We start from the raw sequence: 15626 nt of genomic DNA, 5'->3' as shown, positions 1-15626 counted from the left end.
CTCGCGAGCGCCGGCGCGCGTGCGCAGCTTGCGCGCGGCGCGGGCGCGCGGGCGCGGCGCAGGTGCGGGCGCGGCGCGGGCGCAGCTTGCGCGCGGGCGCGGGCGCAGCTCGGGCGCCAGCCCGGCGCGGGCGCAGCTTGCGCGCGGCGTAGGCGCGGGCGCAGTTTGCGCGCGGCGCGGGCGCGGCGCAGGCGCGGGCGCGGCGCAGGTGCGGGCGCGGCGTGGGCGCGACGCGCGAGCGCGGTGTCCGGACGCGACGTGTGAGTGAGGTCGCGGCACGCAGGCGCGGTGGCTGGACGCGGCACGCAGACGCGGTGCCCCGACGCGGTTCCCGCCCGCGGCACGCAGACGCGGTGCCCCGACGCGGTTCCCGCCCGCGGCACGCAGACGCGGTGCCCCGACGCGGTTCCCGCCCGCGGCACGCAGACGCGGTGCCCAGACGCGGCACGCAGACGCGACGCATAGGCGCGGTGCCCAGACGCGGCACGCAGACGCGGTGCTCAGACGCGATGCTCAGACGCGGTGCTCAGACGCGACGCATAGGCGCGGTGCCCGCACACGCCGCGTGAGCGAGGTGCGCGGTGCCTGGAAGCGGACGTGGACGTGGACGTGAGTGCGACCGGCGATCAGGCCGAGATCTCGTACGCGTCCCCGCCGCGGACGCCGCACGCCCACGCGCGGGCGCGGCGCGTGGGCGTGTGGGTGGGTGTGCTGTGGACGTGGTGCGGGTGTGGGGTGGCCGGCGATCAGACCGAGATCTCGTACGTGTCCCCGTACACCCGCCACCGCAGCGGCGGATCGAGATCGAAGTTGCGCGCCGCCAGGAACACGCGCTGCGCGTCCTCGACCCGGCTCTCGTCCTCGTGCGCCTCCTCGGCCTCCATCAGCCCCACGCGGGCGTTGAGGAAGGCCTCGAGGTACGCCGCCTCGTCGCCCCCGCGCGCCGGTGGAGCCGCCTTGGCCGCCGCGGCCCGCCGCAGCTTCGCGAGCCCGTTGGCGCCGTGCATGACGATCGCGTCGTAGTACATGAACTGTCCCAGCACCCGCAGCCCGTCCTGCTTGGCCTGGCTGAGCGCCGGGTTGAAGTACATGCGGTCCCGCTCGGCGTCCTGAGCGGCCCGGAACGCGGGATCGGCCGCGGCCGCCTTCCAGTCCGCGGTGAACGTCGGATCGAGCCCGGTGTGCGCGGCGCTGCCGTTGAGCCGCTTGAGCGCCGGCAGGTACTTCGCGAGCTTGTTGCCCGGCACGGCTTCCGTGTACCGCTGGATGACGGCGCGCATGTCCCCGGTACCGCTGCAGAACCCGACGATCCCGCCCGTGTACCCCCGCCCGTCGTGAATGTCCTCGATGTAGCCGTACTGCGCCGTCCAGTCGAGCGTCGAGTTCTCCGCACTGGACACCAGCCGCATGGCGATGTCCTTCTTCTGCGGGTCGGACAGATCCCCGGCGACCTTCTGCATCGGCCCGACGCGCACGGAGCGCCGCCCGTCCGGGCTGCTCGGCACCGTCGCGCTGTTCCCGGGCGCCGGCGCACCGGCCGGCGACGCGTGCGCCGCGGTCTGCTCGACGCCCCCGGCATTCCCGCCTTCGGGCGCCCGTACCGCCAGCGAGGCCAACGCGAGCGACGCGACGATGAACGCCGCGGCGCCGAGCCCCCGGCGCAACGAGATGCGCGGCACTCAGTCCACCTCCCCTTCGACCGCGGCGGGCGGCAATCCCCGCACGACCACGGCCGAATGCGACCGCAACACTCAGTCCTCCTCCCCCTCGACCCCGGCCGGCGGCGATCTCCGCCCGCCCGGGGCCGAACGCAACCGCGGCACTCGGTCCTCGATCCCTCGACCGAGGGCGCAGTCGCGCCGGGCCGAGGCCGAATGTGACCGAGGCGCTCAGTCCTCTTCCCCGCCGACCTCGGCCGCCCGCGACCGCAGCACCGAGGAGTACGACGCCGCGTACAACACGGCCGTGTGCTCGGAAACCCGACGCCCGGGCGCGGAGGCCTGCGGCACCTGGGCGACGCCGCGACTCTGCGCGCCCTCGCCGTCCTCCGGCACCCGCTCCCGCGCGGAGGCGTCATCGCCCCGCCGCCCGGATCCGGCCCGCTCGTCGCCGCCGTACGCGGATGCGCGGCCATTACCGCCCCAGGGCCCGTACCCGTCGCGATCGCCCCGCGCGGAGGCGTCATGCCGCGGGCGCCCGGACTCGAACCCGCCGTCATTCCACGACCGGGGCCGGTCACGGTCGGGCCCGAACGCGTCTCCGTTCCCGCGCGCGGAGGCGGTCACGTCGCGGCTCACCGAGGCGAAGCCGTCACCGACCACCGGTGCGCCGTCCTGAGCCGCGGCCGACGAGCCGTGCGCGGACGTCCTGTAGACGGACCCGGGAGCCGTGGACGTGCGCGCGGACGCGGCGGGCTCGGACGCGGCAGGCCGGGACGCAGCCGGCTGGGACACGGCGGACGTCTCGGGTGCGAGCGCCTCGGACGCGGCCGGGCCGGCAGCCGCGGCAGGTGCCGAGGGCTGGGACGGGATCGGGGCGCTCGCGCCCGCCGAGCCCGCGCGGTGCAGCTTGTGCCACCGCAGCCGGGCGCCGGTCAGCGCCGTGCCCAGGGACTGGATGAGGACGATGTACATCAGCTGGCGGTACACGAACTGCTGCAACGGCAGCACCCAGAGCGGCCGCAGCTTCTCCTTGTCGAGGCGGAACGCCACGATCGCGGTGAGCAGCTGCATCAGGAACATGGCGACCCACGCGATCGTGGTGATCTGCCAGCTGGAGAAGAACAGGCCGTAGACGAGCAGGATGTCGATCAGCGGGGCGAGCAGCGGCAGGGCGATGCCGAAGAACGCGATGAACGGCAGCCCCACGCGACCGAAGCGGCCGGACGGGCCGTGGTCCACGATGGACCGACGGTGCTTCCACATCGCCTGCATCGTGCCGTAGCTCCAGCGGTACCGCTGCAGCCACAACTGCCGCAGGGTGCTCGGGGCCTCGGTCCACGCGCGGGCGCGCTCCTCGTAGACGACCCGCCAGCCCGTGCGGCACAGCGCCATGGTGGCGTCGGTGTCCTCGGCGAGCGTGTCGTGGCTGATGCCGCCGATGTCGCGCAGGGCCTGCCGCCGGAACGCCCCGATGGCGCCGGGGATGGTCGGCATGACCTGCAGGAGGTCGTACAGCCGGCGGTCGAGGTTGAAGCCGATGACGTACTCGATGTGCTGCCACCGCGCGACGATGGACTCGCGGTTGCCGACCTTCACGTTGCCCGCGACCGCGCCGACGGACGCATCGGCGAACGGCTGGACGAGGTGCCGTACCGAATCCGGCTCGAACACGGTGTCGCCGTCGACCATGACGATGATGTCGTGCTTGGCCAGGGCGACGCCGACGTTGAGCGCGTTCGGCTTGCCGCCGTTGGGGATGCGCACGACGCGCACGTTGGGCAGCCCCATCGCCTCGACCAGCTCGGAGGTGTTGTCGGTCGAGCCGTCGTCGACGACCACGACCTCGATGCCGCCGGGATGGTCGCCGCCGGCGAGGGAGCGCACCGCGGCCTCGATGCCCTCCTTCTCGTTGTAGGCGGGCACGATGACCGACACCGGCTCCTCGACCGGCGGGCCCCACTGCCACGTCTTCGCGCGCCGCTTCCGCGCGTGGCGGCCGGCGAGCAGGAACAGCGCGGCCGTGCGGCCGATCGTCAGGATGCCAACGATCAGGAACAGGACGCGCAGCAGTTCCATGATCCAGTCGGCCACCGAGACGGCGGTGACGAGCGCGAGGGCGCGGCGCTGATCGGTGGGGGTCGCGGGGGCCTCGAGCGCGACGCTCTGCCCGGCGAGGGCCTTGGTCAGAGCCCCGGAAACGGTCGTGAAGGTGTACCCGCGCTGCTGCATCATCGGGATGAAGCGGTCGAGGGCCTCGACGGTCTCCTTGCGGTCGCCGCCGGCGTCGTGCATGAGCACGATCGAGCCCTTGTCGCCCTCGGGCGTCGCGCCGCGCACGATCGCGTCCACGCCCGGGCGGCTCCAGTCGCGGCTGTCGGTACTCGTCATGATCGACAGGTAGCCGAGGCGCCCGGCGTCCTTGATGAGCGGCCAGTTCGCGTCGTCGATGGCGTCGGCGCTGGAGGAGTACGGCAGGCGCAGGAGCGCGGACTTCTGCCCGGTGGCCTTGACGACGGCGAGCTGGGTCTGGGAGTACTCCAGCTCGCGCTGCCACTGCGAGAGCTGGTCCAGGCGCGGGTGCGTGAAGCTGTGGATGCCGATCTCGTCGCCCCCGCGCGCGAGCTCGGTCACGATGTCGGCGTGCCGGGTCACCTGCGTGCCCACGACGAAGAACGTCGCGTTGACCTGGTGCTTGCGCAGCACGTCCATGATCTCCGGCGTCCACTTCGGGTCGGGCCCGTCGTCGAACGTGAGCGCGATGGTCTTGTCCGGTATCGCGTACGAGCGCACCTGGTTGTTGCGGGTGTCGATGATCGGGCCGCCGTCGACGACCTCCTGCGGCACGGTCGTCTGGCTGCCGGCGTTCTCGCTGTGGTCGGCCGCGAACTCGGCGTTGACGTACGCCTCGACGAACAGCACGCCCGCGAGCATGCTCAGCAGGACGATGCCGAAGACGAGGCGGGGGTACGAGAACCGCTTCCGCGCGCTCTTCGCGGCCCTCCTCCTGCGGCTCACGCCGCGCCCAGGCTCGCGGTGGCGCTGGGTGTCGCGACGGTACCGGTGGAGCCCTCACCGCCGCCGACGCTCGAGGCGATCGGCGTCGCGGCCGGGAGCCCGCCCGCCGTCTCGCCCACGGGCACCGTGCCCGCCGAGCGCGTCGGCGTCGCGCCGGTCGTCGGGATCTCACCCGGGAGCGCCGTGCCGGCCTCGCTCGTGCGCGGCGTCGGCTGAGCCGTCGTCGGGTCGGTCGTCGGCTCCTTGGTCTTCGTGGGGGTGGGCGTGGGCTGTGTCGTCGGCCCGCTGCTCGGCTGCGTCGTCGGCGGGGCGTCCGTCGCCTCCGCGGGCGGGGGTGTCGTCGTGGTCGTACCGGGGCCGGGCCCCCCGGGCACGGTGCCCGACGGCACCGGAAGCGCCCCGCCCGGGACCGGCTGACCGGTCGGGTTGATCTTCTTCGCCGTGGTGAGCGCGGACTTCTTGACCACCGGGGTGTTCTTGGCCCCCGGCTCCGCCGCGGGCTGCCCCTCGTCGAGCACCGGCAGGTTGTTCACCAGATCCGGGAACGGCACCAGCTGCTGCGGCTTGAGCGGCCCTCCGGCCAGGCTCGTGGCAACCAGGGCTCCATAGACGAGCGTCGCCGCTCCGAGCATGCCGAAAACGATTCGGATTCGCTTTCCCCGGCGACCGGAAGCATCGACGAATACCGGCGACGAAAGATCGTTCTTGGCGATGATGTCGGTTGCTTCATCCATGGAAGGGGTTTCGACAGACACGGCGCAAACATAGGGTGAGCGGCCCACTTAAGGCGCAGGAAAAACGTCAAAGAAAGGCCGTAACCAAATCCGCCGCCGCGCTAGCTGGCCATATTTGCCGCTGTCGGTGCCGAATCACCCAATCGGATTCACCCCGACGACCGACCTCGTACGGTGGCTCTCACTCCCGCCTCACCCTCCTCGAAGCCGTTCGGATGAGGTCGTTCCGGCTGATCAGCGGCCATGCGCGGCCCGGTCGCCGAGATCGTTCCGCGTGCGCGCCCGCCGCCCGGATTCGTGACTCCGCGCTTTCGCGTTGACCATGCCGGCGGCACCGGCGTGCGGGACCGCGCCCGGTCACGTGCACGGCCGCCGTGTGCGCCGCCCACCAGCGCTCTTGGCGACACCGCACTCCTGGCGACACGCAACTCTCCTGGCGACACGCAACTCTCTTGGTGACACGCACGCGACCGCGCGGGGCGCGAGAGCGGGCAGCGCCGGCTGTCGCCGCTGCGAAGACGCCGGGACGCGCGGGCGCGCGGATGCGCGGATGCGCGGATGCGCGAGTGCGGGGACGCGCGGATGCGCGGATGCGCGGATGCGCGGATGCGCGGATGCGCGGATGCGCGGATGCGCGGATGCGCGGATGCGCGGATGCGCGGATGCGCGGATGCGCGGATGCGCGGATGCGCGGATGCGCGGATGCGCGGATGCGCGGATGCGCGGATGCGCGGATGCGCGGATGCGCGGATGCGCGGATGCGCGGATGCGCGGATGCGCGGATGCGCGGATGCGCGGATGCGCGGATGCGCGGATGCGCGGATGCGCGGATGCGCGGATGCGCGGATGCGGGACGCGCGGATGCGCGGATGCGCGGATGCGCGGATGCGGGACGCGCGGATGCGGGACGCGCGGATGCGGGACGCGCGGATGCGCGAGTGCGCGGATCAGGCGTCGTTGAGCAGCGGCTTTGGCGGCCGGCCGACCGCGTCCGCGCGCGTGGCGCGTCAGCGGCTCTTCGTCGCCGCCCGGTGGGCCCGCTCCACGGCCGCCGGCAGCGCCGCGACCAGGGCATCCACGTCCGCCATGGTCGACGTGTGGCCCAGGGTGAAGCGCAGCGAGGAGCGCGCCCGCGCGTCGTCGGCGCCCATGGCCAGCAGTACGTGGGAGGGCTGCGCGACCCCGGCCGAGCAGGCCGAACCCGTCGAGCAGGCGATGTCCTGGGCGTCCAGGAGCAGCAGCAGCGCGTCGCCCTCGCAGCCGGGGAAGGAGAAGTGCGCGTTGCCCGGCAGGCGGTCGGACGGGTCGCCGTTGACAATGGCCTCCGGTACGGCCGCGCGGACCCGCTCCACGAGGGCGTCCCGCAGGCGTCCGATCCGCTCGGCCGACTCGCGCTGGGTCTTGACCGACAGCTCCAGGGCGACCGCGAACGCGACGATGGCCGGCACGTCGAGGGTGCCGGAGCGCACGTCGCGCTCCTGGCCGCCGCCGTGCGCCAGCGGCGTGCAGTCGATCTCGCGGCCGAGCAGCAGGGCGCCCGCGCCGATGGGGCCGCCGAGCTTGTGGCCGCTGACGGTGAGCGCGGCCGCGCCGCTGGCGGCGAAGTCGACCGGTACCTGGCCGACGGCCTGCACCGCGTCGGTGTGGAAGGGTACGCCCGCGCGGGCGGCCAGCGCGGCCAGCTCGGTGACGGGCTGGACGGTGCCGACCTCGTTGTTGGCCCACATGGAGGTGACGACCGCGACGTCGCCGCCGGCCAGGACCTCCTCCAGCGCCTCCGGGTGGACGCGCCCGGACGCGTCGACCGGCAGCCAGGTGACCGCGGCGCCCTCGTGCTCCTCGAGCCAGGCCACGGAGTCGAGCACGGCATGATGCTCGACGGAGCTCGCGACCACGCGCCTACGGGCCGCGTCGGCGGCGCGGCGGGCCCAGAAGATGCCCTTGACGGCGAGGTTGTCGCTCTCGGTGCCGCCGCCGGTGAAAATCACCTCCGAGGGCCGAGCCACCAGCGAGGCGGCGATCCGCTCGCGCGACTCCTCGACCCGGCGGCGGGCGAGGCGGCCGGGGGCGTGCAACGACGAGGCGTTGCCGACTTCGCGCGCGGTGGCGACGTAGGCGTCGAGCGCCTCCGGGAGCATCGGCGTGGTGGCGGCGTGGTCGAGGTACGGCATCGAGGCCAAGCCTAACGGCCGGGCACCCCTTACCTTCCCTCCGGTGGGGCGGCGATCACCACGCTCCCGCGCGCCGTCGGCGGCCGACCGCCCCCGTGAGGGCACCGGCTGTGACGGGCACACGCACCGCCGCGCGGACGCGGCCGACCCATCGATCCGGAACAATGCTGGTCGGCGCCCCGATCTGGCCACCCGAAACGCGGTGAGCTGGTCACGAAGCGTGATGACGACAGCGCGGTGCGCCCTCATTCTCGCCATCTGAAGAGATTTTCGTCGCTCGCCGCATCCGCGGCGCCCCCGCGCGCCGAATGCTGGGTCAGGAACTCCCTCCGTGACTGCGCTAGTTTCAGGACGTGCCCGTGCGATGGTGGCGACCGCGGCATCCGGGCGGGCCCCGGTGAATGCCCGGCGCCCGCGCGGCGATGACGGCTTCGCGGAGCCGTCCCGCACCCCGAACCAGGCCGCCCCACGCGAGGGGCTCCATGAAGCCGTCCCGCACCCCGGGCGGGCCCCGGTGAATGCCCGGCGCCCGCGCGGCGATGACGGCTTCGCGGAGCCGTCCCGCACCCCGAACCAGGCCGCCCCACGCGAGGGGCTCGTGGAACTGTCCAGCGACCCGGGCAAACCCGCCCCGCGTGACGGAGGCGGCCCGCTTCCGCGCGCCGACGAGCCGCCGGCCGACCGGCGGAACGCGACCGGGCACGACCGGCACAACGGCCACTCGCGGGAGGCCGAGCCCAAAGCACGTGACAAGCCCGAAGAGCGTGCCAAGCCCGAAGAGCGCGACAAGCCCGGAGAACACGACAAGCCTGAAAAACGCGACAAGCCCGAAGCGCACGACATGCCCGAAACGCGTGCCAGGCCTGGAGAACGTAACGAGCCCGGAGAACACGACAAGCCCGAAGCGTGCGACGCCGGCTTCGCAGGGCCTGGGGAGCAGCCCCCCGACAGCAGGCGCGCGGTGTCGAACAGCGGCGTCGGCGCCCCGGACGCAGGGCGCGCGGTGTCCAACAGCGGCGTCGGCGCCCCGGACGCAGGGCGCGCGGTGTCCAACAGCGCCGTCGGCGCCCCGGACGCAGGGCGCGCGGTGTCCAACAGCGCCGTCGGCGCCCCGGACGCAGGGCGCGCGGTGCCGAACAGCGGCGTCGGCGCCCCGGACGCGCAGGACGAGCCCGACGACGGGTTCGCGGAGCGGTTCCGGGCCGGGGACGAGCGGGCTCTGCGCACGGCGTACGAGCAGTTCGGCCCGGCGGTGTATCACCTCGCGGTGCGCGGCGTCGGCAGCGTCACCGACGCCGAGGACGTCACGCAGGCCGTGTTCGTCGCGGCGTGGCTCGGGCGCGAGGGGTTCGACCCCGCGCGCGGGTCCGTGCTCGGCTGGCTGCTCGGCATCGCCCGGCGCAAGGTCGTCGACCAGATTCGCGCGTCCGCGCGGGACGGGCGCATCGGCGAGGCGATCCGGCGGCTGGCCGTGCCCGAGCGCGACGGGGCCGCGGACGCGCCGCCCGAGCGCATCGTCGATCGGCTCGTGCTGGCCGACGAGATGGCCCGGCTCCCGGGCGAGCAGCGGCGCGTGCTCGAGTTGGCGTTCTACGACGACCTGACCCATCCTCAGATCGCCGCGCTCACCGGCCTGCCCCTCGGCACCGTGAAGAGCCACCTGCGGCGCGGGATGGCCCGGCTGCGCAGCCGATGGGAGGTGGACGGTGCCGCATCTGGAGCCCGAGCGGCTGGTACTCCTGGCGCTCGGTGAAGAGACCGTCGAGCAGCACGAGACCGGCCACCTCGACGCCTGTGAGCAGTGCCGCGCGGAGATGGACTCGCTGCGCAACGTCGCCGGGCTGGGGCGGCAGGCCTCGCGGCTGCGTGCGCTCCCGCCGCCGCCGGAGCACGTCTGGCAACGCATCCGCGCGGAGCTCGCCGCGTCCGGACGCAACCAGCCCCCGCCCGCCGTGAGCCTGCACAGCGACCCGCCACCCGCCCGGCCCGAACCCGCGGCGGCTCCAGACGAAGCAGCTCCAGACGAGGCGGCTCCAGACGAGGCGGCTCCAGACGGCACGGGCGCGGGAGAGCCCGGACGCAACCAGCCCCCGGCCGCCGCGAGCCTGGCACAGCGACCCGCCACCCGGCCCGGCCCGAGCCCACGGCGGCTCCAGACGACACGAGCGCGCAAAAGTTCGAACGGCCCGCACAGCGACCCGCCAACCGCCCGGCCCGAACCCGCGGCGGCCCCGGGCGACGCGAAGGCGCGAGCGCGGGGCGGAACCGGCGCGCGGGGGCGGCAGAAGGCGCCTCGGTGGCGGGTCACCCTCACCGTCGCGGCCGCGGCGGCCGTCGTCGGGGGGCTGCTCGCGGCCGGGGGAACGGCGCTGTGGATGCGGGGCGGCCAGACCGCGGCGGGCTGCCGGACGCAGGACGCCCGCGTCGCGCTCCAGCCGCTCCCGGGCGCGCCCGCGGGGGCCGGCGGGTACGCGTGCCTGCGCGTGGTCGACGGGGAGCGGCGGCTCGTCGTGCACGCCGAGGGGATGCCGGTGCGCGACGATGCCGACTACGAGGCCTGGCTGCTGGACCGGGAGGAACCCACCGTGCGCATGGAGGCGCTCGGGGTGCTCGGCAAGGAGTCCGAGCTGACGGTGCCGGCGTCGCTGGATCTGTCGAGGTACGACATCATCGACATCTCGGTCGAACCGCACGACGGCAATGCCGCGCACTCCGGGCTGAGCATGCTGCGGGGCACCCTGCGCTGAACGAACCACGAACAGCCGCACGAGCCGCGAACGGCCAAACGACCCACGAACAGCTGCACGGACCACGAACACGCTGAACAGACCACCAGCACCCTGAACAGGCCACCAACACGCTGAACAGGCCACCAACACGCTGAACAGACCACGAACACGCTGAACAGGCCACGAACGCACGGAAGCGCCCGCCGCGGATCAGAGCGGCGGGCGCTACGCGTCCAGGGCTGTTACTTGCGCTTGCGAATCTCGTCCGCCGCCTGCGGCACGACCTTGAACAGGTCGCCCACCACGCCGAAGTCGGCCAGCTCGAAGATCGGCGCCTCCGGGTCCTTGTTGACCGCGACGATCGTCTTCGACGTCTGCATGCCCGCGCGGTGCTGGATGGCGCCCGAGATGCCCAGGGCGACGTACAGCTGCGGCGAGACGGTCTTGCCGGTCTGGCCCACCTGGAACTGGTGCGGGTAGAAGCCCGAGTCGACGGCCGCACGCGAGGCGCCGACCGCGCCGCCGAGCAGGTCGGCGAGCTCCTCGACCAGCTTGAAGTTGTCCGCGCTGGCCACGCCGCGGCCGCCGGAGACGACGATCGAGGCCTCGGCCAGCTCCGGGCGGGCGCCCTTGGCCTCGACCTTGCGCTCCACGACCTTCGCGAGGCGGTCGCGATCGGTCACGTTGACCTCCACGGCCTCCACCGACGGGGTGGCGGGCGCGGGGGTGGGCGTGAGGGAGTTGGGCCGGACGGTGACGATCGGCAGGCCCTTGGTGACCTTGGACTTGACGATCGTGGAGCCGGCGAAGACGACCTGCGTGGCCGTGCCGTCGGCGTCCAGCCCGACGACGTCGGTCAGCACGCCGTTGTCCAGCTTGACCGCGACGCGCGCCGCGATCTCCTTGCCCTCCTGGGAGGAGGCGAGCAGGACCGCCGACGGGGAGACGCGCTGGATGAGCTCGGCCAGGACGGTGGCCTTGGGCGCGACGAGGTACTCGTCGAGGTCCGCGCCGGACGCGGCGTAGATCTTCGCGGCGCCGTACTCGCCCAACTTGTCCGCGATCGGGGCCGGGTCCCCGAACACGACCGCGGAGACGTCGCCACCCAGCGTGCGCGCGAGGGTGAGCATCTCGAGAGTGACCTTCTTCAGGCTCTCGACGACGACCAGAACTTCAGCCATGTGACGTCTCCCCTTACACGAACTTCTCGGAGGCGAGGTACTCGACGAGCTTCACGCCGCCGTCGTCGCCCGCGTCGACCTTGTTGCCGGCCTGGCGGGGCGGGCGCTTGCTGTGCTCGACCACGGCGCTCGTCGCGCCGTCGAAGCCCACCTCGCCGGCCTCGACGCCCAGGTCGGCCAGCGACAGGGTCTCCAGCGGCTTCTTCTTGGCCGCCATGATGCCCTTGAACGACGGGTACCGCGGGTCGTTGATCGTGTCCCAGACGCTCACGATCGCGGGGGTCGCGGCGGTGACGACCTCGTAGCCCTCGTCGGTCTGCCGCTCGATCGTCAGCTGCGAGCCCTCGACGGTGACCTTGCGCGCGCCGGTGAGCGCGGCGATGCCCAGCCGCTCGGCGATCATGTGCGGCATGACCTGCACGCGGCCGTCCGTCGACTCGGCGCCGCAGATGACCAGGTCGGCGTTCTGCCGGGCGATCGCGGCGGCGAGCACCTTCGACGTGGCGACCGCGCACGAGCCGTGCAGCGCGTCGTCGGCGACGTGGACGGCCGAGTCCGGGCCCATGGACAGCGCCTTGCGGATCGACTCCGTGGCGCGGTCGGGACCGACGGTCAACACGACGACCTCGCCGCCGTGCGCCTCCTGGAGGCGCAGCGCCTCCTCGATGGCGTACTCGTCCATCTCGTTGATCACATTGTTCGCCGACGCGCGGTCGACGGTGTTGTCGTCACTGCGCAGGTTGCGCTCCGCACCGGAGTCCGGCACCTGCTTGACGAGTACGACGATCTTCATCGTGGTCCGAGGTCCTCCTGCTTGACAGTCACCGCGCCGTCGCTGGTGACATGCGCCCCACGTTACGGCTCAAGGGAAGTGGTACTAGGTTGCCCTCCCGAATGTTACTGGGCAGTAGGTTCGCGGTGGCGGTGAAAAGCGTCACGAATCGGGCGCACCCTGGAGCGCGGGGGTGGGTGAAATGTCGCCTAAAACGGTCATCTTCGAGCCGCAGCGCCCACTGTCGGCGGCGGTCGCCCAGCACGCTGCGGAATTGGTCACACACCGGCGCCGCGAGGCCCCGGACGACCATTTGTGCACGTGCGGACGCCTGCGGGAGTGCTGCGTCTCCGACGCCGTCCGCGAACTGTGGCACGCGCCGGGGCATTAGCCGGCAGCGCGCGGCGAGCGCGGCCGCCGGCCGACGCGTCCAGGTTGTGGGCCGCCCGGATCGAGGTCGTCGAAGCACGCCGCGCGCGCAGTGCCCCCGTGGACGAGGTCCCCGCGAGGAATCCCACACCGATCATGACGGCGACGGCGGTCAGCACAGGACGTACCTTGTGAGCACGCAGCCGGCGAGCGTCGTGCGGAGCACCGGGCGACCACAGTGAGGGGGACTGACGAGCCATGTCCATGTGGTCGGCGATCCGATCCTGGTTCGACCCGGACGAGGTCCGCTCGGTGGGCACCACCCCCGACTACCGCTTCTCGCTGGCGAACGAGCGCACGTTCCTGGCCTGGATGCGCACCGCGCTGGCGCTGATCGGCGGCGGGCTCGCGGTCGCGCAGTTCCTGCCCGAGCACCGCCTGCGCATCGTGATCTCGGTCTCGCTGCTCGCGCTCGGGGGCCTCGTCGCGATCCGGGCGGTCGACCACTGGGCCCGCAGCGAGAAGGCGATGCGCAAGGGGGAGGCGCTGCCGCCCTCGCGCTTCCCGGCGATCCTCGCGCTCGTGGTCACCGCGGGCGCGGCCGCGCTGCTGTTCGCCACGCTGCTGTGAGCGAGACGCCGCCGGGCGCGCAGCTCGAGCGCACCCAGCTGTCGTGGCGGCGGACGCTGGTCTCGGTGACGGCGGTCGCGCTGCTGCTCGCCCGGCTGGCCGCGGTACACCTGCGAGATCTGGCGGCCGCGTGCGCCCTCGCCGCCGTCGGGCTGCTCTGGGCCGCCGCCGTGGCGCTCGCGCTGCGCCGGATGCGGTCGGTCGCCACCCCGATCGGGCGGGAGCTGCCGTGGATGGTCGCGCTCATCCTGCTGTACTGCGTGATGGGCACCCTCTTGCTGGTGTCATGACCCCCGTTGCTGAGTCATGATGGCGCCATGGGACGCGCACTGCCCTTCTTGATCGTGCTGGTCGTGACGCTGTACGCGCTGATCGACTGCCTCTCCTCGGAGCGCGGGGACATCCGCGGGCTGCCCCGGCCCGTCTGGGTGCTCGTGATCCTGCTCGTGCCGGTCGTCGGCCCCGTGGCGTGGTTCTTCGCCGGGCGCCCGGTGTCGCTGGAACAACGCGCGGGCGTGGTCGCGGGCGGGCGGCCCCGCAAGAAGGTGACCGCCCCCGACGACGACCCCGACTTCCTGCGCGGCATCGACACGGCCCAGTCGCGCAAGGACGCCGAGCTGCTGCGCCGGTGGGAGGAAGACCTGAAACGCCGCGAGGACGACAATCCGGGCGCCTAGCCCGGATGGCTCACGGCACGCAGACGACCAGCGCGCCGGGCCGGACACGTGCGGCCAGCCGCCGCGCGGGCGCGATCACGTCCCCGTCGAGCTCCCGCGGCTCGTCCCGCGCCGCGTGGATCTCGACGGATCGCGCCCGGAACGTCTCCAGCCCGTGGGTGGCCGGGCCGCGCCGGAGCAGTACGCCACCCGCCAGCCGCACCCAGTCCCCCACGTGGCGGGGCGTCAGCACCGCGACGTCCAGGCAGCCGTCGTCCGGCTCGGCGTCGGGCAGCAGCGGCAGCCCGCCCTGCAGCCTTCCGACGTTGGCGACGAGCACGCTGGTGGCCCGCCGGTGCAGCCAGCGCCCGCCGTCGAGGCGGATGCGCACCGAGGCCCGGTGGCGGGTGAGATTGCGCAGCCCGGTCGCGACGTAGGCGGCCCAGCCGAAGCGCGCCTTGGCCGTGTCGGGCGTGTCGCCGACCATCGCCGCGTCGAAGCCCATGCCCGCCATCACGGCGAACACGCCCACGCCCTCGACCTCCCCCACGTCGATGCGGCGCCGCGTGCCGGTGATGGCGACCGCGACCGCATCGGCGACGTCGCGCGGGATGCCGAGGTTGGTGGCGAGCAGGTTGCCGGTGCCGGAGGGCACGAGCGCGATGGCGACGTCGGTGCCGGCCAGCTCCCCGGCGACCGCCATCACGGTGCCGTCGCCGCCGCACACGAGCACGACCTCCACCCCGGCCGCCGCGGCCTCGCGGGCCATGCCGCAGCCGGGGTCCTCGGGCGTCGTCTCCAGCCACAGCGGCTCGGGCCAGCCGGCGTCGGCGAGCGCCCCGCACAGCTCACGGCGGCGCTCGTCGAGGTCGAGGACCTTCGACGGGTTGATCACCACCGCCGAGCGGACGCTCATGAGCCGACCTTGCGGTACTTGGCCTGGAAGAAGCAGTAGACGCCGAACGCGGCCACGCCGAGCGCGACGGCGAGGAGCAGGAACTTGCCGAACGGCTGCCCGGCGAGGGTGTGCAGGGCCGCGTCGAGGCCGCGCGACTTGCCGGGGTCGTTGGTGACCGCCGCGTCGATGAGCAGGTACCCCACGATGCCGAAGGCGACACCTTTGGCCGCGTAGCCGATCTGCCCCGCGCGGGTGGCCGCCTGGTTCCCGTGGGCCCCGGCGAGGTGCAGCTTCTTGGCGAACTTGCGCTTGAGGCCGTACCAGATCATCCCGATGCCGAACCCGAGCACGACGAGCCCGGCCAGCCCGACCAGCCACGCCCCCGCGGGCTTGGCCATGATCCCGGCGGCCGCCTGCTGCTGCTGGTTGGCGCTGGACGCGGGCGCGCCGAGGACCACCTTGCCCGCCGTCCACGCCAGGGCGCCATAGATGACCACCCGGGCGCCGGAGGAGACGCGCTCGAAGACGCGCTCCTTGCCGTGGCTGTCGCGGTGTCCCCAGACGGCCAGGATGACCTGCCACACCGCGAGGGCCACGAGGCAGACGATCACGAACCACAGCAGCACCTCACCGAAGGGCTGCTCGGCGAGCTTCTGGAAAGCGCCGGACTGGTCACCCTCCTGCCCGCCCTGACCGAACGCGATCTGCGCGGCGACCCAGGCGAGGGCGAGGTGCAGCAGCCCGTAGCCGATGAACCCGACCCTCGTCAGGTACTTCAGGAGATCGTTGTTCGTCATGTTCTGCCAATCC

General features: G+C 73.3%; 13 protein-coding genes. 5 read left to right on the top strand and 8 right to left on the bottom strand.

Annotated features, from left to right (window positions below):
- Nucleotides 1-746 precede the first annotated feature (746 nt).
- The 4 genes from ACQP1P_RS06715 to ACQP1P_RS06700 all read right to left on the bottom strand — a co-directional run bounded on the left by ACQP1P_RS06715 (nt 747) and on the right by ACQP1P_RS06700 (nt 7581).
- Nucleotides 747-1679: a chitosanase gene (locus ACQP1P_RS06715; protein ID WP_433084148.1), complete on the bottom strand. Its 933-nt coding sequence runs from the start codon at nt 1677-1679 to the stop codon at nt 747-749.
- A gap of 210 nt (nt 1680-1889) precedes the next feature.
- Nucleotides 1890-4676, bottom strand: coding sequence for a glycosyltransferase (locus ACQP1P_RS06710; RefSeq protein WP_433084147.1), 2787 nt, complete (start codon nt 4674-4676; stop codon nt 1890-1892).
- Nucleotides 4673-5308 carry a hypothetical protein gene (locus ACQP1P_RS06705; RefSeq protein ID WP_433084145.1) on the bottom strand — a complete coding sequence of 212 codons (636 nt, stop codon included), beginning with the start codon at nt 5306-5308 and terminating at the stop codon, nt 4673-4675. The genes ACQP1P_RS06710 and ACQP1P_RS06705 overlap by 4 nt, the downstream gene beginning before the upstream one ends.
- Nucleotides 5309-6417: 1109 nt before the next feature.
- A complete protein-coding gene (locus tag ACQP1P_RS06700) occupies nt 6418-7581 on the bottom strand; it encodes a cysteine desulfurase family protein (protein WP_433084143.1) in 1164 nt (387 codons plus the stop codon).
- 1129 nt (nt 7582-8710) lie between these two features.
- Between ACQP1P_RS06700 and ACQP1P_RS06695 the strand changes: the two genes are divergently transcribed.
- Nucleotides 8711-9334: an RNA polymerase sigma factor gene (locus ACQP1P_RS06695; RefSeq protein WP_433089869.1), complete on the top strand. Its 624-nt coding sequence runs from the start codon at nt 8711-8713 to the stop codon at nt 9332-9334.
- Nucleotides 9288-10328, top strand: a complete 1041-nt coding sequence (locus ACQP1P_RS06690; protein WP_433084141.1) for an anti-sigma factor domain-containing protein — start codon at nt 9288-9290, stop codon at nt 10326-10328. Before ACQP1P_RS06695 ends, ACQP1P_RS06690 begins: the two co-directional genes overlap by 47 nt.
- A 224-nt stretch (nt 10329-10552) precedes the next feature.
- Here ACQP1P_RS06690 and ACQP1P_RS06685 read toward each other — a convergent pair whose 3' ends face one another.
- Nucleotides 10553-11491 carry an electron transfer flavoprotein subunit alpha/FixB family protein gene (locus tag ACQP1P_RS06685; RefSeq protein WP_433084139.1) on the bottom strand — a complete coding sequence of 313 codons (939 nt, stop codon included), beginning with the start codon at nt 11489-11491 and terminating at the stop codon, nt 10553-10555.
- A 13-nt stretch (nt 11492-11504) separates the two neighbouring features.
- Nucleotides 11505-12284, bottom strand: a complete 780-nt coding sequence (locus ACQP1P_RS06680; RefSeq protein WP_433084137.1) for an electron transfer flavoprotein subunit beta/FixA family protein — start codon at nt 12282-12284, stop codon at nt 11505-11507.
- Between the two features lie 612 nt (nt 12285-12896).
- On the opposite strand from ACQP1P_RS06680, the gene ACQP1P_RS06675 reads away from it, so the two are divergent.
- Genes ACQP1P_RS06675 through ACQP1P_RS06665 form a run of 3 tightly spaced genes read left to right on the top strand, consistent with a single transcriptional unit; the run spans nt 12897 to nt 13939 of the window.
- Nucleotides 12897-13262 carry a YidH family protein gene (locus tag ACQP1P_RS06675; protein WP_433089867.1) on the top strand — a complete coding sequence of 122 codons (366 nt, stop codon included), beginning with the start codon at nt 12897-12899 and terminating at the stop codon, nt 13260-13262.
- Nucleotides 13259-13552 carry a DUF202 domain-containing protein gene (locus ACQP1P_RS06670; protein ID WP_433084135.1) on the top strand — a complete coding sequence of 98 codons (294 nt, stop codon included), beginning with the start codon at nt 13259-13261 and terminating at the stop codon, nt 13550-13552. The genes ACQP1P_RS06675 and ACQP1P_RS06670 overlap by 4 nt, the downstream gene beginning before the upstream one ends.
- 27 nt (nt 13553-13579) lie before the next feature.
- Nucleotides 13580-13939: a PLDc N-terminal domain-containing protein gene (locus ACQP1P_RS06665; RefSeq protein WP_433084133.1), complete on the top strand. Its 360-nt coding sequence runs from the start codon at nt 13580-13582 to the stop codon at nt 13937-13939.
- A gap of 10 nt (nt 13940-13949) precedes the next feature.
- Here ACQP1P_RS06665 and ACQP1P_RS06660 read toward each other — a convergent pair whose 3' ends face one another.
- Together ACQP1P_RS06660 and ACQP1P_RS06655 are read right to left on the bottom strand one after the other, a co-directional pair.
- Complete coding sequence (locus ACQP1P_RS06660; RefSeq protein ID WP_433084131.1) at nt 13950-14834, bottom strand: diacylglycerol/lipid kinase family protein; 885 nt, start codon at nt 14832-14834, stop codon at nt 13950-13952.
- Nucleotides 14831-15613 (bottom strand): DUF1206 domain-containing protein, encoded by a 783-nt coding sequence (locus ACQP1P_RS06655; RefSeq protein WP_433084129.1) that lies wholly within the window; start codon nt 15611-15613, stop codon nt 14831-14833. The genes ACQP1P_RS06660 and ACQP1P_RS06655 overlap by 4 nt, the downstream gene beginning before the upstream one ends.
- Nucleotides 15614-15626: the final 13 nt, after the last annotated feature.

The organism is Dactylosporangium sp. CA-052675 (assembly GCF_050947935.1).
Lineage (GTDB): Bacteria > Actinomycetota > Actinomycetes > Mycobacteriales > Micromonosporaceae > Dactylosporangium.
The sequence above is the reverse complement of the archived record's forward strand: the minus strand, read 5'-3'. Positions and strand labels throughout refer to the sequence as shown.

Coding starts and splice junctions, on each gene's coding strand:
- ACQP1P_RS06705 (WP_433084145.1), bottom strand. CDS start 5,308: ATGCTCGGAGCGGCGACGCTCGTCTATGGAGCCCTGGTTGCCACGAGC.
- ACQP1P_RS06700 (WP_433084143.1), bottom strand. CDS start 7,581: ATGCCGTACCTCGACCACGCCGCCACCACGCCGATGCTCCCGGAGGCG.
- ACQP1P_RS06685 (WP_433084139.1), bottom strand. CDS start 11,491: ATGGCTGAAGTTCTGGTCGTCGTCGAGAGCCTGAAGAAGGTCACTCTC.
- ACQP1P_RS06680 (WP_433084137.1), bottom strand. CDS start 12,284: ATGAAGATCGTCGTACTCGTCAAGCAGGTGCCGGACTCCGGTGCGGAG.
- ACQP1P_RS06675 (WP_433089867.1), top strand. CDS start 12,897: ATGTGGTCGGCGATCCGATCCTGGTTCGACCCGGACGAGGTCCGCTCG.
- ACQP1P_RS06665 (WP_433084133.1), top strand. CDS start 13,580: ATGGGACGCGCACTGCCCTTCTTGATCGTGCTGGTCGTGACGCTGTAC.
- ACQP1P_RS06660 (WP_433084131.1), bottom strand. CDS start 14,834: ATGAGCGTCCGCTCGGCGGTGGTGATCAACCCGTCGAAGGTCCTCGAC.
- ACQP1P_RS06655 (WP_433084129.1), bottom strand. CDS start 15,613: ATGACGAACAACGATCTCCTGAAGTACCTGACGAGGGTCGGGTTCATC.